The organism is Actinoallomurus acaciae (assembly GCF_042429965.1).
Lineage (GTDB): Bacteria > Actinomycetota > Actinomycetes > Streptosporangiales > Streptosporangiaceae > Actinoallomurus > Actinoallomurus acaciae.
Genome location: NZ_JBHLZP010000249.1, coordinates 1 through 11,919 on the forward strand (window position 1 = coordinate 1; position 11,919 = coordinate 11,919).

12 protein-coding genes and 3 pseudogenes are annotated in these 11,919 nt (G+C 68.1%); 10 read left to right on the top strand and 5 right to left on the bottom strand.

Annotated features, from left to right (window positions below; translation table 11 throughout):
* Window positions 1-246: pseudogene (locus ACFFNX_RS28240) on the top strand (hypothetical protein); the annotation flags it as partial.
* A 39-nt stretch (window positions 247-285) separates the two neighbouring features.
* Here ACFFNX_RS28240 and ACFFNX_RS28245 read toward each other — a convergent pair.
* Window positions 286-1,041 carry a nuclease-related domain-containing protein gene (locus tag ACFFNX_RS28245; protein ID WP_378208610.1) on the bottom strand — a complete coding sequence of 252 codons (756 nt, stop codon included), beginning with the start codon at window positions 1,039-1,041 and terminating at the stop codon, window positions 286-288.
* Window positions 1,042-1,234: 193 nt separating this feature from the next.
* On the opposite strand from ACFFNX_RS28245, the gene ACFFNX_RS28250 reads away from it, so the two are divergent.
* Window positions 1,235-2,104: a hotdog domain-containing protein gene (locus tag ACFFNX_RS28250; RefSeq protein ID WP_378208612.1), complete on the top strand. Its 870-nt coding sequence runs from the start codon at window positions 1,235-1,237 to the stop codon at window positions 2,102-2,104.
* A 181-nt stretch (window positions 2,105-2,285) separates the two neighbouring features.
* On the opposite strand, the gene ACFFNX_RS28255 is transcribed toward ACFFNX_RS28250, so the two are convergent.
* Window positions 2,286-3,068 (bottom strand): alpha/beta fold hydrolase, encoded by a 783-nt coding sequence (locus ACFFNX_RS28255; RefSeq protein WP_378208613.1) that lies wholly within the window; start codon window positions 3,066-3,068, stop codon window positions 2,286-2,288.
* An 83-nt stretch (window positions 3,069-3,151) separates the two neighbouring features.
* Window positions 3,152-3,553, bottom strand: a complete 402-nt coding sequence (locus ACFFNX_RS28260) for a winged helix-turn-helix transcriptional regulator (protein ID WP_378208615.1) — start codon at window positions 3,551-3,553, stop codon at window positions 3,152-3,154.
* Between the two features lie 106 nt (window positions 3,554-3,659).
* Between ACFFNX_RS28260 and ACFFNX_RS28265 the strand changes: the two genes are divergently transcribed.
* From ACFFNX_RS28265 to ACFFNX_RS28285, 5 genes and pseudogenes are all read left to right on the top strand, one after another.
* On the top strand, window positions 3,660-4,025 hold the full coding sequence (locus ACFFNX_RS28265) for a DoxX family protein (protein ID WP_378208617.1): 366 nt from the start codon (window positions 3,660-3,662) through the stop codon (window positions 4,023-4,025).
* A gap of 105 nt (window positions 4,026-4,130) precedes the next feature.
* Complete coding sequence (locus tag ACFFNX_RS28270) at window positions 4,131-5,063, top strand: NAD-dependent epimerase/dehydratase family protein (RefSeq protein ID WP_378208619.1); 933 nt, start codon at window positions 4,131-4,133, stop codon at window positions 5,061-5,063.
* A complete protein-coding gene (locus ACFFNX_RS28275; RefSeq protein WP_378208621.1) occupies window positions 5,060-5,983 on the top strand; it encodes an RNA polymerase sigma-70 factor in 924 nt (307 codons plus the stop codon). Before ACFFNX_RS28270 ends, ACFFNX_RS28275 begins: the two co-directional genes overlap by 4 nt.
* A gap of 208 nt (window positions 5,984-6,191) precedes the next feature.
* Window positions 6,192-6,392 (top strand): annotated as a pseudogene (locus ACFFNX_RS28280) (Tn3 family transposase); the annotation flags it as partial.
* A 100-nt stretch (window positions 6,393-6,492) separates the two neighbouring features.
* Complete coding sequence (locus ACFFNX_RS28285; RefSeq protein WP_378208623.1) at window positions 6,493-6,759, top strand: Tn3 family transposase; 267 nt, start codon at window positions 6,493-6,495, stop codon at window positions 6,757-6,759.
* A 209-nt stretch (window positions 6,760-6,968) separates the two neighbouring features.
* On the opposite strand, the gene ACFFNX_RS28290 is transcribed toward ACFFNX_RS28285, so the two are convergent.
* Entirely contained in the window at window positions 6,969-7,157 is a 189-nt protein-coding gene (locus tag ACFFNX_RS28290; protein WP_378208625.1) for a hypothetical protein, read from the bottom strand.
* A gap of 103 nt (window positions 7,158-7,260) precedes the next feature.
* On the opposite strand from ACFFNX_RS28290, the gene ACFFNX_RS28295 reads away from it, so the two are divergent.
* From ACFFNX_RS28295 to ACFFNX_RS28305, 3 genes and pseudogenes are all read left to right on the top strand, one after another.
* Window positions 7,261-10,170, top strand: coding sequence for a scabin-related ADP-ribosyltransferase (locus ACFFNX_RS28295; RefSeq protein WP_378208627.1), 2,910 nt, complete (start codon window positions 7,261-7,263; stop codon window positions 10,168-10,170).
* A gap of 41 nt (window positions 10,171-10,211) precedes the next feature.
* Window positions 10,212-10,379: pseudogene (locus ACFFNX_RS28300) on the top strand (hypothetical protein); the annotation flags it as partial.
* Entirely contained in the window at window positions 10,357-10,998 is a 642-nt protein-coding gene (locus ACFFNX_RS28305) for a tyrosine-type recombinase/integrase (protein ID WP_378208628.1), read from the top strand. The pseudogene ACFFNX_RS28300 and the gene ACFFNX_RS28305, both read left to right, overlap by 23 nt.
* A gap of 31 nt (window positions 10,999-11,029) precedes the next feature.
* Here ACFFNX_RS28305 and ACFFNX_RS28310 read toward each other — a convergent pair.
* Window positions 11,030-11,919: hypothetical protein (locus ACFFNX_RS28310; RefSeq protein ID WP_378208630.1), on the bottom strand; the 890-nt coding region annotated here is incomplete at its 5' end.

Genomic DNA, 11,919 nt, shown 5'->3' on the forward strand with positions numbered 1-11,919 from the left:
ATCGTGCTGGTGACCGTCGGCTGCGCGGCCCTGGCCGTGGTGCTGTCCAGCGGCGCCGTACGCGGGGTGTTCCGGTGGGCGGTCGAACCCCGGCTGGACTGGCTCTTTCATCCCCGCGTGTCTCCGCCGGCCGGCTCCGTACCGCGGCCGGCCGGCGTCGCGGACCGCGGGACGCCGGCCGGGCCGGGCCGCACCGGCCCCGTGAGGCCCCGCGACCCGGCGCGATCCTCGCCGCCGGATCGGTGACCGGCCCCGGAGCGGTCACCGGGAGACGTACGGGCCGGGTCAGCGTACGAAGAGGGCCTGCCGGCTGATGGGCAGCGTGCTCGCGGCCTCGTAGATCTCGGTGACCTGCTCCGGGGTGTAGCGGACCCGCCGGTTCCGCAGCCACCGGGGCAGGCGGTACGCCCGCAGCATCGTGACGCCCTCGGCGCTGACCAGGCCGCGCCGGAGATCGCCGCCGTAGACGACCTTCACCGGTTCGACGGGAACCTCGCGTCCGAGTCGTTCGCGCAGCATTTCGGCCGCCTGTTCGGCGGTTTCGCGCAATTCCGTGGCGGCCTTGGCCCCGGGCCGCTCATCGATATACAGCTTCCCGCGGTATTCGGCCATTTGCATCTCCGGGGGCACCGCCTCGTTCTGGATGAGCATGACCCCGGTGCCGCCGATGATCAGATGGTCGATCTGCCCGCGGCCGGGGATGTTCCGGCCGTGCAGCACGTGATAGCCGCGCCATTCGACGAGCATCCGCAGGATCCGTGCCGTACGGCGCTCGCCGCGCATCCCCTTGCGCCACACGCTGGAGGCGGCGCGTACCCGCCAGTGCCACAAGGTGTCCGCGGCCGCGACCACGATCGCGGCCAGCAAGCCCCAGGGCAGTGAGAACAGCCAGGTGCCGACGATGAGCGCCGCGGCGGCCATGCCACCGCGGATCTGCAGGCGCCGGCGCCGGCCCTGCGCCCACAACTGCTCGTTGATGGACTGTGGTGATCCGCCGACCCACGCAGGGTTGTCCGGAACATAGATCGACCTGCCGATCATTTTTGCCGCCCCTTTCCGCGATGCATGCCTATTGTTACTTGTCTCGCGGTGAGACGCACGAGCGGGTAAGCGATTTGACGCAGCGCGGCAATATAACAGAATGTGTAATGCGAGTGTTGATAAAAGTTGCAGCGCAAGCTCCCGTAACGGATAACGGCGTGGGGCGGGCGCGACGGAAGACGGAGGTGCGCCCGTGGGTGAAGATGAGGTCGCGGCGTTGCTGGCGCGGTTGCACGCCGCGCAGAACGACTTCTACGGCGGCGGCGGGGACGCCGCGCTCCGCGAGGTGCTCAGCCCGGACGTCTCCTGGCACGTGCCCGGCGACAACGCGATCGCCGGGCACTACGAAGGCATCGAGGCCGTGCTGGCCTACTTCGCCGAGCGGCGTGACCTCGCCGGGCGCACCTTCCGGATGCGTCCCGGTGATCTGCTCACCGGCCGCGGGGAGTGGGCGGCCTCGTTCACCGACGGCGAGGCGGTGCTCGGCGGGCGGCGGGTCCGCTGGTCGACGGTCGGGCTGTACCGGCTGAGCGGCGGCAGGGTCGCCGAGTGCCGGCTGCTGCCGCTCGACCCCGAGGCGTTCGACGCGGTATGGGCGGGCCCGGCCGCGGGAATCCGAGCCGCGCCCACCGGCCCCGAGGCGGCCACGATCGCCCTCGCGTCCGCCCTCTCGGCGTTCCGCGTGCGGCCGCGGCACTGCGACGCGCAGGGCATGGTCTACGCCGGCCGGTACCACGAGTTCTTCGAGGACGCCTTCCTCGACTGGCTGGAGGAGTACGCCGGCGGTTACGCGCGCCTGCGGGACGAGGGCGTCGACATGGTGATCGTCGCCAGCGCCTGCGACCATCGCCGTCCCGCCCGCCTGGGCGACCCTCTGACCGTCGAGGCCAGGCCCGAGCGGGGCGGCCGTACGTCGCTGACCATGGCGTTCACCGTGCGCGGCCCGGCCGGGCCGGTCGCCGAAGGACGCATCACCTACGTGGCGGTCGGGCGTGAGGGCGCGGCGATCGGGCTGCCCGACGCGCTGGCCGCGGTCGTGCGCGCCGAGGATCGGGGGAGATGAGCACCCGCTGCGGGCCCAGGCCTACGTTGTCGCGCTGAGCGGCCCGCACCCGTGGGTGCTCCAAAGCCGCCAGCCAATCGGGCGAGCAGGTGTGCCCGCAGCGGAAGCTCGGTGTCGCGGTCACCCGCCGGGCGGCCGCGGATACCTCCATCGTTACCCGCCGGCCGCCGGAAACGCAAAGTCATCCGGCCGAGCTTCCCTCCAGCAGGACCTTGGCCACCTGCTCCGGGTCGTCGGCCATCGGCACGTGCCCGCAGCCGCGCAGCCACACGAACCGCACGTGTGGCAGGTTCTGCTGCGCCCGTACGGCCTGGCCGGTGCGCAGCAGCCGGTCGCGGGTGCCCCAGGCGATCGTCGCCGGGACGTCGCGCAACGCGCCGTGGAACGTGATCCCGCGGCCGGCCCGCAGTGTCGGTTCGAACCCGATGGCGCCGTGCAGCGCGGCCGCGTCGGCGACCAGTGTCTCGACGTCGATCAGGTCCGGCCGGCCGTAGAGCATGCCGAACATCAGGTTGCGGCGCCGCGGCGAGCGGCTCAGCCAGCGCATGAAGGACTCGGGCACGCCGGCGCCGAGGCGGCAGGCCCGCAGTACGGCCGCGGCGTACCGGAGTTCCATCGGCGTGAAGAATCCCGCCGGGGACAGCGCGGTGGCCGACCGGGCCAGGCCGCGGTCGGCGGCCTCGAGCGCGAACAGGCCGCCGAGGGAGTTGCCGGCCACGTGCGGGCGGTCCAGGCCGAGCTTGTCGATGAACTCGCCGAGCACCGTGACCATCGTGTCCAGGCCGTACGGCTTGTCGGGGGGCAGGGGAGGGGAGGCGCCGAAGCCGGGCAGGTCCACGGCGATGACGTCGCGTTCTTTGGCGAGGCGGTCCATGACCGGCTCCCACGCCTGCCAGCGGTGGCCGATCCCGTGCATGAGGAGCAGCGGCGGGCCGTCACCCCGCCGCTCGAAGACGATGTCCACGCGCCGAGACTAGACCTGAGTTACCGCTCAGTCACCGTGACCGCGGTCACGATCTCCGCCCTGGAACGCCGCCCGTAACGGCGTCATCGGCTCCGGTCCTGGTAGGCCGCGCGGCTGGCCTCGATGTGCGGGACGTGCTCGATGGCCCAGCCGGCGAGGGCCAGCGCGGGCGGGATGAGGCTCTTGCCGATGGCGGTCAGCGCGTACTCGACCCGCGGCGGCACCTCGGCGTACACCGTGCGGGAGACCAGGCCGTCGCGTTCGAGGTTCCGCAGCGTCAGGGTCAGCATGCGCTGGGAGATCCCGGGGATCTGATGGTGCAGGTCGGTGAAGCGCACGTTGCCCTGGTCGAGGGTTGCCACGATCAGCAACGTCCACTTGTTGCAGATGCGGTCGAGAACGGCGCGGAGCGTCCGGCCTCCATCTCCTCGGATCAAACAGGTGTGCTCGTACTCCGACACGACGGCCCCCCGGACGTGACGCACATGGATGTGCCTTTTGTAAGCCCTTCAATAGTGATGCATCATGTGGCTACTTACGAACGGTAACCATCGTGACCGGCACCGCGTCACCGACCCCCGAAGGTGTCTCATGCAGATCGCATATTGGATCGTCGCCGCGCTCCTGGCCGTCCTCTACCTCTACGCCGGAGGCAGGAAGACCGTCCAGAGCGTGGAGCGACTCCAGCCGATGATGGGCTGGGTCGACACCACCATTCCCCTGCCGCTCGTCCGCGTGATCGGAGTTCTGGAGGTCCTCGGCGCGGCGGGCCTGATCCTGCCGCCGCTGACCGGGATCGCGGCCTGGCTCGCCATCGCCGCGGCGATCGGCCTCGTCCTGATCCAGATCGGCGGAATCGCGGTCCATCTGAACCGCGGCGAGCGGCAGATCGCCGTCAACATCGTCCTCCTGGCCGCCGCCGCGGCGACCGTCTGGCTGGCCACCGTCTGGCTCTGAACCACGGGCCGGTACTGCCGCCGATCTCCTCTTCCCATGTCACAGGCCGGCGGGGCTGTCTCGTCTCATGTCAGAGACAGGCTCTGCGTCGGGAAGGTGAGGATCATGCGGGTGTTCGTGGCGGGCGGGACCGGAGTGCTGGGGCGGCGGCTGGTGCCGCAGCTGGTGGATCGTGGCCACCAGGTGACGGCCACGACGACGAACGCGGCCAAGCTGGACCTGCTGGCACTGCTGGGCGCGGACGGGGTCGTGATGGACGGCCTGGACGGGGTGTCGGTCGGTGAGGCGGTGGCCGCCGCCCGGCCGGACGCGATCGTGCACCAGATGACCGCGATCTCCATCGCGCACGCCGGCAAGCCCGACATCAAGCACCCGGACCGGTGGTTCGCCATCACCAACCGGCTGCGCACCGAGGGGACGGACCACCTGCTGGCCGCGGCCGAGGCGACCGGCGTGTCCCACTTCGTCGCGCAGGGCTACGCCAGCTGGAACGGGATCCGCGAGGGCGGGTGGGTGAAGACCGAGGAGGACCCGCTGGACCTGATGGTGGGAACGGCGGCGCAGGTGGGCATGGAGGCGATGTGCCACGTTGAGGACGCCGTCCTCAAGGCCGGCGGCGCGGTCCTGCGCTACGGTGCGTTCTACGGGCCGGGCGCCATCGACGACCAGGTCGAGCTGGTACGCAAGCGGCAGTACCCGCTCGTCGGGCGCGGCAACGGCTATAGCTCGTGGGTGCATCTCGACGACGCGGCGAGCGCGACCGTCCTGGCCGTGGAGCAGCGGGCGAAGGGCGTGTTCAATATCGTGGACGACGAACCGGCCCCGGCCAGCGAGTGGCTGCCCCACCTGGCCGCGTGCGCGGGAGCCAAGCGGCCGATACGGATCCCCACGTGGCTGGCCCGGCTGCTGGCCGGAGATCAGGCGGTGGTGATGATGACCGAGGGGCGTGGTTTCTCCAACGCCAAGGCCAAGCGGGAGCTCGGCTGGGAGCCGCGCCACCCCTCGTGGCGGCAGGGTTTCAAGGAGGAGCTGGCGTGACCCGGGCTGAGGAGTTCGAGGAGCTGCGGCCGCTGTTGTTCTCGATCGCCTACCGGATCCTCAGCAGCGTGAGCGAGGCCGAGGACGCGGTCCAGGAGACGTGGCTGCGTTATGAGGCCTCCCCGGCGCGGCCGGCCTCGGCCAAGGCGTTCCTGTCGGCCGTGGTGACCCGGATCTCCATCGATGTGCTGCGCTCGGCCCGCGTCCGGCGGGAGGAGTACGTCGGGCCGTGGTTTCCCGAGCCGCTGCTCACCGACCCGTACCAGGACCCGGCACGGTCGGCGGAGCTGGCCGACTCGGTGTCGATGGCGGCGCTGTTGCTGCTGGAGCGGCTCAGCCCGCTCGAACGCGCGGTCTTCGTGCTGCGGGAGGTGTTCGGGTTCGGCTTCCCGGAGGTCGCGTCGGCGGTGGACCGGTCGGAGGCGGCGTGCCGGCAGCTCATGGTGCGGGCGCGCCGCCACATGGAGGCGGGCCGGCGCCGGTTCGAGGCCGACCGCTCCGAGCGCGAGGAGCTCGCCGAGCGGTTCTTCGCGGCCTTCCGGGAGGGGAACGTCGACGGGCTGAGGGAACTGCTGGCCGCCGACGTCCAGCTGGTCAGCGACAGCGGCGGCAAGGCCCCGCAGTGGGGCAGGGGCGTCTTCGGCACCGAGAACGTGGTCCGGGCGCTCGCCACGTTCCTCCCACCGTTCGCCCGGATCGGCGGCGTCGTGGAGCCCCACGAGGTGAACGGCCAGCCGGGCGCGATCTTCCGCGACCGGGACGGCAAGGTCGTCAACACCTGGACGCTCGACGTCCTCGACGGACAGATCCAGACGATCCGCACCGTGCTCAATCCTGACAAGCTGGGGCACATGGGCCCCGTGGCGGACGCCTGGGCGGTCGTCCGCGAGGCGAACCGGGCCCGCCGACCCACGGACTGACCGGGGAGCCGCGGCGAGCGATCTCTCGTCCCGCCAGGGCCCAGGCTCCCGAACGCCCGGTGAGGGGCAGGGTAGCGGTGGGGTAGGTCCCGCCTTCGAGGCGTATTTGTTACTGGTCGGGCATACCTGACGGCAGACAAGAGCCGGGCCTGCATCACTACTCGGCTTCAAACTGCCGCCCCGGCTGAAGAGCATCGGCTCCATCCGTCTGTACTCACCCGAGGCGGGGCCGGGCACCTGGTCCAAGCTGGAACGCATCATCAAGAACCGGCCGGTCAACTGGGAGCTGATCGTCAACCACTACGACCAGATGATCAAGTACGCCACCGCGCTCAGGTCGGGCACCGCGGAGGCCGAGCAGGTCCTGCGCCGCTTCGCCGAAGGCGGCCCCGAACAGCCGGTCTACCTGGCCATGGAAGAACTCGGCCACGCCGTCCGTACGACCTTCGCCTGCGACTACCTCGCCGACGAAGCCCTTTCGCCGGGAGATCAACAGCGGCCCACAGGTCGTGGAGAACTGGAACGGCGCCAACGACAAGATCTTCTACGGCAAGGACGGCGTCCTGACCGGCGAGGACCGCGAACACGCCGAAGTGTCCGTGCTCGCCCCGCACCTGCTCCGGTCCGCGCCCGTCTACGTCAACACCCCAACTTTTCCAAGCCGTCCTACGCGACCGCGAACACCCGACTGGATCCTGCCTCCGGCCCTCAGGCACTGGTGTGACGGGGGATGGGCCCAGTCCGTGTCACATCAACCATCGACGTGGCTAAGCTGATCACTGCTCACTAATAACGACAGCACCAGCCCTCGCGGCCGAAGGCGACATATTCCCTGTCACATCAACGTCCCCGTATGGCCGAACCTCCACCAGCCTGCCCAGGGTGACGCCCTGACGCCCGTGCGGGGGTGCGAGAAGGGCCGATTGACCGTGACACCCCGAACCGACCGCAGGCGCGGGCGGGCAGCCGGATGGCGAACCTCCACTCACAGCACCACCGCACGCACCCCCGTCTGCGTCGAAGCCGCCTCCGGTCGGCTGATCGACGGCGGGTTCATCATTGACGCGCCCGTGACGAGGCCCGCTTCCAGCGACATGCCCGTGGTCCGGGCAAAGTCCTCTGTCATCACCGCGCAGGCGACAACGCGTTCGGCCGATACCCGAAGCGCTGGCATGTCAAGGGGTAGCGAAGAGTCCCGTGTTCCGGAGTTTGACTGGGACGCGCTGAGTGATGATGCCGCGGCGGAGGTCTTGCGGGCCGCGGTTGTTCCGGTAGACGTGGGTACGATCACCCCGCCTCCTATCTGGTATGGCGGTGTGGGGTCTTTGTATCGCGCGGACACCCGTGAGCCGGAAACCATCTTCATCGACGGATTCCAGCCAAGGTCTCCGGACAATTTGGATCTTTATGAATTCGTTCAATTCGGAGCCGATGAGAACGCGGCCTTTGGGTTCGTAAGCACCAGCGAGTCGTTGGAGTGGGCCCGGGACTGGCGCTCGACGGGATACGTCTATGAGCTGGACTCCGGGCGAGGTGTGGACGTTGTCGAGACCATGGCTGCCCACAGCATCGCCCTTGAATTCGCCGAGCAGACCGAAGTCGCGTTCCCCGGCGGCGTGGCCACGGAGTTCATCAAAGGCGCCTGGGAACTGATTGCCGCGACCACTCCGGGGGAATCCAACGCTCTCGGACGGTGGATACCCAATCCGAACTATCGAGTGGGGCCGCATGGAGGTGCGGACACTGCCGATGCTGGTGGACGGTCACGGCTCGCCCCGCTTTCGAAAGACGAACCAACCGATGTGAGCCCAGAACCTACAGGCATGGCGGAATCGCCGGTCATCGCCGTGACTCAAGAAACGGTGCCGGTTGAAAGACCAGCGGGCACCACGCGAGAGTCCCATGCCCCCGCCGCCTACCTTGATACGCCCAGGCCCGATTCGGCCGAACTGCCCGCGACCGGCTCTACCCAGTCATCGCAGGGCGACGACGCCCGTACACTGCTCCGGCAAGGCGGTGCGGGTCGTGAGATCGACGGCATCATAGATTCCTGGGAAACTCTTTCTCGCCTGCCACGATATCGGTTGTTGTCCCAATGGCGCTCAGCCGCTTTGAAAGAAGTCGACCGTGCGCTTCGGCAGTGGAAGGACGGCGGCCGTCGCACCCCGGACAGATCTGACCAAAATAAACGCGAACTGCGCAATATCCTGGACGCGATCGATCGCTGGTGGGCTTCCAAAGAGGATCGCGGATCAAACAGGAGTGCGGCGATAAGTCATCTCCAGGAGGCGATTCGGAGCAAACTCGATGAAGTGGTCGACGAGCGGCACAAGGTGTCTTCGATCGAGCCAATGCTGGCCACCGACTACGCGAGCGCGTCCAATGGCGATTCTATGGTCGGTGCTTCTCAGCGAATGGTTCCTGCTGGGCGTGATCTGGCGGTAGCCAAATATCTGCTCGATCAAGCAACCATAGATCCGTTCGGCGAGAAGCTGGCTGATACCGAGCGCGCGATTGAGGTCGTTGGCCAGCAGGACTCCGGACGTAACGGCGCCGTGATTCGTGAGTTGCGCCAGCGCCGGCGTAATATCCTCGAGGACCAGTTGATATTCAACGCGATGAGGGCACGTACAGACTGGTCTCAACTTGAGCCGGTCCAGGCTGCGGCTTTGGTTCTCGCTGAGCGTCGCGGACGGGCCATCGAAGGCGCCGAACGGCGGGCGCTTATCGAGAGACTACGAGACGAGGATTGGGAATGGGCCACTAAATATCCGTTGGATGATGAGCATATCGACCAATTGATCGATCAGGTGCACGACTTCATGCAGCATCGAATGATCCTGACGGTCAACGTCCCGCTCTCAAAGCTGAACCTTCTTACCGCGAACGTCGAGAACCTTCTCAAGACCGGCTGGGAAACGGATCAGACCAGCACATATCTGAACACGCGTGGCAATGTCGAGGAATGGCTTGGATATGGCGCATCAGTCAAGCGGAACCTTGAGTCAGGAGGAATATATCCGCCCAACCCGGTTACCTCCGGCTCGAAGCAACACTTCAGCCCTAACGAACAAGACCGGAAGCAACTCCCAAAGTATGCGGCACTCATATCGCCACTACGTCAAGCCGGGCTCGGCAGATACGGCGAGGTTGCATTCCATCTAACGCCTGAACTCCGCGGCCGGGCGACCTTTACTCCATATGATAGCTTTGCCCCCGACCTAAAAGGTTCTCGGGGAGTGACGAGTCGGAGCAATCTAATCCCGCTTCTCGTTCATGGATCCGGCAACATGGTGCGAGCGGTTTTTGCGGAGGCGACTGAATTCGCTTACGACTTTTCGGAGACTCTGGCGCGTTCGATAGGTGCGACGTATTTCGAGGCGCAGATTCACGGAAACGTCTCATGGAAAAATGTGGACAAAATTGTCCTTTCGCACTACTTTGCAACAACCAACACAACAGCCAAAAATATGCTGGAGGAATTTGCTGCAAATAACGGGTTTGCATTTACCGTGGAAATCAATAAACGGGAAAATGTATTTCAGCCCAAGGAGGCCAAGGCGCATGGTTTCGAGATTGGCTCGGAAGAGACAAATGTCGACCTCGCTCCTGAACTCAGGAATTGGCAGCTTTGGTCCTCGGCGCTGGGAGTGGACGGTGTTTCGAGTGCGGGTGTGCAGCAGCGTCCGGACGAGCCGCGGATGCCGAGGCCGGAAAGCCCTCTTTCCCCGAATCACTCGAGCCAGTACGGCGGTACCTCCGTAGCCCCGGGCCCATCGAGTACCAACAGAGGGCCAGACGTTACCCGGGTGTCGGGTCCGGAGGATGTCGATGCCGTCATCCAGGAATTCGATAAAGAGGATAACCAGGCCGCGGACTGGATCGCGGGGCTGGAAACGACCGGTGAGGTTGGCATGCGGGGCGGCATCAACGCTCCCACCGAACACGACACCGGCCGGCCCGGATCCACCGGCTCGACTCCAGGCCGGGTACGTCCCGGCGCACCGCCGGAATACCACCGGAGCCAGCACGCCGGTGAGCGGGGGTCCGGCGCAACCAGCGGGCGGATGGCCGGGTCTCTGCTCGATGCTCTGGCGGAGATCGACTGGGAGGAGAGCAGTTACAGCGACGGGAAAGCGTGCGTCTCGGTCGCGGTCGTCGGTCTGAGCCCGGTGGCGGGCCGGTGACAGCCCGGGGTATCCCGGTCACCGCGACCTTAGAAGAGGCGGTGGAGGTCTTCCTCGCCCGCCGGGACCTGGATGCCGGCACTCTGCGCTCCTACAGCCAGACCCTGCGTCGGCTGTGTCGTGCGCTGGGGGATGAGATTGCGCTGGCCACGATCTCCGCCGAGCGGGTCGGGCGGGTGGTCGCTGATGCGCGGGGTGGTGCGGCGGCGCGGACGTGGAACCGGCATCGTGCGGCTGTCCGCTCGTTCACCGTCTGGCTGGGTCGGCGTCGACCTTGCCGCACTGCTGGAGTACCGGCCATCCGCCCGGGGCCGGAGCCGGGCGATCGACCGGCGCACCATCACTGTGCTGCTGAAAGACCGGAATGTGCCGCTACGGGAAAAGACGCTCCTCGCGCTCGGCATCGAGGATTTGGAGTTGGAGAACGAACGCGGCCGGATCACCGTCAAAGGCAACGTCGTGCCGTGGGTGCACCGGCAGTCCGGCACCGCCCGCCTGCTCCCCCGTCTGATCTCCGGCCGTACGGCCGGGCCGCTGTTCCTCGCCGACCGGCGGCCCGCCCCGCACGCCCGCGGACGCGGACCTGTGCCCGATCACCGGCCGGGGCCGCCTTTCCTACGAGCGGGCCGTATACCTGTTCAAACAGGCCACCAAGACCCATGCGGCCACACCCTCCGCCGGCTACGGCACAGTCGGCTGACGCACCTCGCCGAAGACGGCTGGTCCGCACCCATGCTCATGAACCTGTCCGGGCACGAGAACATCCGCAGCCTGGCCATCTACACCAACGTCAGCGCCGAACACGACCCCGCCCGCCGACACCGTTAGCGATTACCGCGGCGAGCGATCCCCCCGCCCGTCAGGGCCGGGGTTCGAGCTCCGCCGCGACGCCGGTGAGGTCGCCGATGTCCAGGGTGAGGGAGATCTCGCCGCGGAACACCTGGGTCTCGCCGGCCTGGCTGAGATGGCGGCTGCACGCGCGGTCGAGGTAGGCCTCGACGAGGCGGGCGTTGGTGAGCCGTCCGCGTCCGCGCAGCACGCTCAGGTCGCGACGGGCCTCCTCCCAGGCGCCGGCGGTCAGCCGCAGGTGCCGTTCGGAGGCCAGCAGTCCGGCCAGCGCGACCCGCGCCCGCGGGTCGGTGAAGTCCGGCAGGCGGATGGACCGGAAGTCGGTGACCAGTTCGGGGCTGGCCTCGGTCAGGGCGCTGAGGCGGTCCGGCGCGCAGGTGGCGACCAGTGCGATGTCGCTGACGCCCTCGGCCCGCAGCCGGTACAGGGACGTGGCGTACGCGGCTCCGCGATCATCGTCGAGGATGAGGGCGTCCAGGCCCTCGATCAGCAGCGTGTGGCCGGCGTGTTCGGCGAGGCGTTCGCGCAGCTGGCGCGGGTCGATGTCGGCGAGGTCGTCCGTGTCGACGGTGCGGACGTCGCCGCTGTTCATCCCGCCTTCGGCGAGTGCGCGGGCGATCATGCGGGTGAGGCGGCGCTGCCCGCAGGAGATGTCGCCGACCAGCAGGACCGCCGGGGCGGAGGCGCTGGAGACCTCCTGGCCGCGCAGGCTCTGCGCCCACTTGCCGCGACGCCGCAGCTCGGTCAGCAGCCGTTCGACGTCGTCCGCGCCGGGCAGGAACGCGATGCCGTACGCCTCGACCACGGCGGCCTCCTCGCCCGCGACCGAGGTGGCCGGGGCGCCCGCCGCGACCGTGGGCGGTGAGGTGGAGTACGCGGGCGGCTCCGCGGTGGTCGCCG

Coding starts and splice junctions, on each gene's coding strand:
- ACFFNX_RS28290 (WP_378208625.1), bottom strand. CDS start 7,157: ATGCCAGCGCTTCGGGTATCGGCCGAACGCGTTGTCGCCTGCGCGGTG.
- ACFFNX_RS28270 (WP_378208619.1), top strand. CDS start 4,131: ATGCGGGTGTTCGTGGCGGGCGGGACCGGAGTGCTGGGGCGGCGGCTG.
- ACFFNX_RS28245 (WP_378208610.1), bottom strand. CDS start 1,041: ATGATCGGCAGGTCGATCTATGTTCCGGACAACCCTGCGTGGGTCGGC.
- ACFFNX_RS28305 (WP_378208628.1), top strand. CDS start 10,357: ATGCGCGGGGTGGTGCGGCGGCGCGGACGTGGAACCGGCATCGTGCGG.
- ACFFNX_RS28265 (WP_378208617.1), top strand. CDS start 3,660: ATGCAGATCGCATATTGGATCGTCGCCGCGCTCCTGGCCGTCCTCTAC.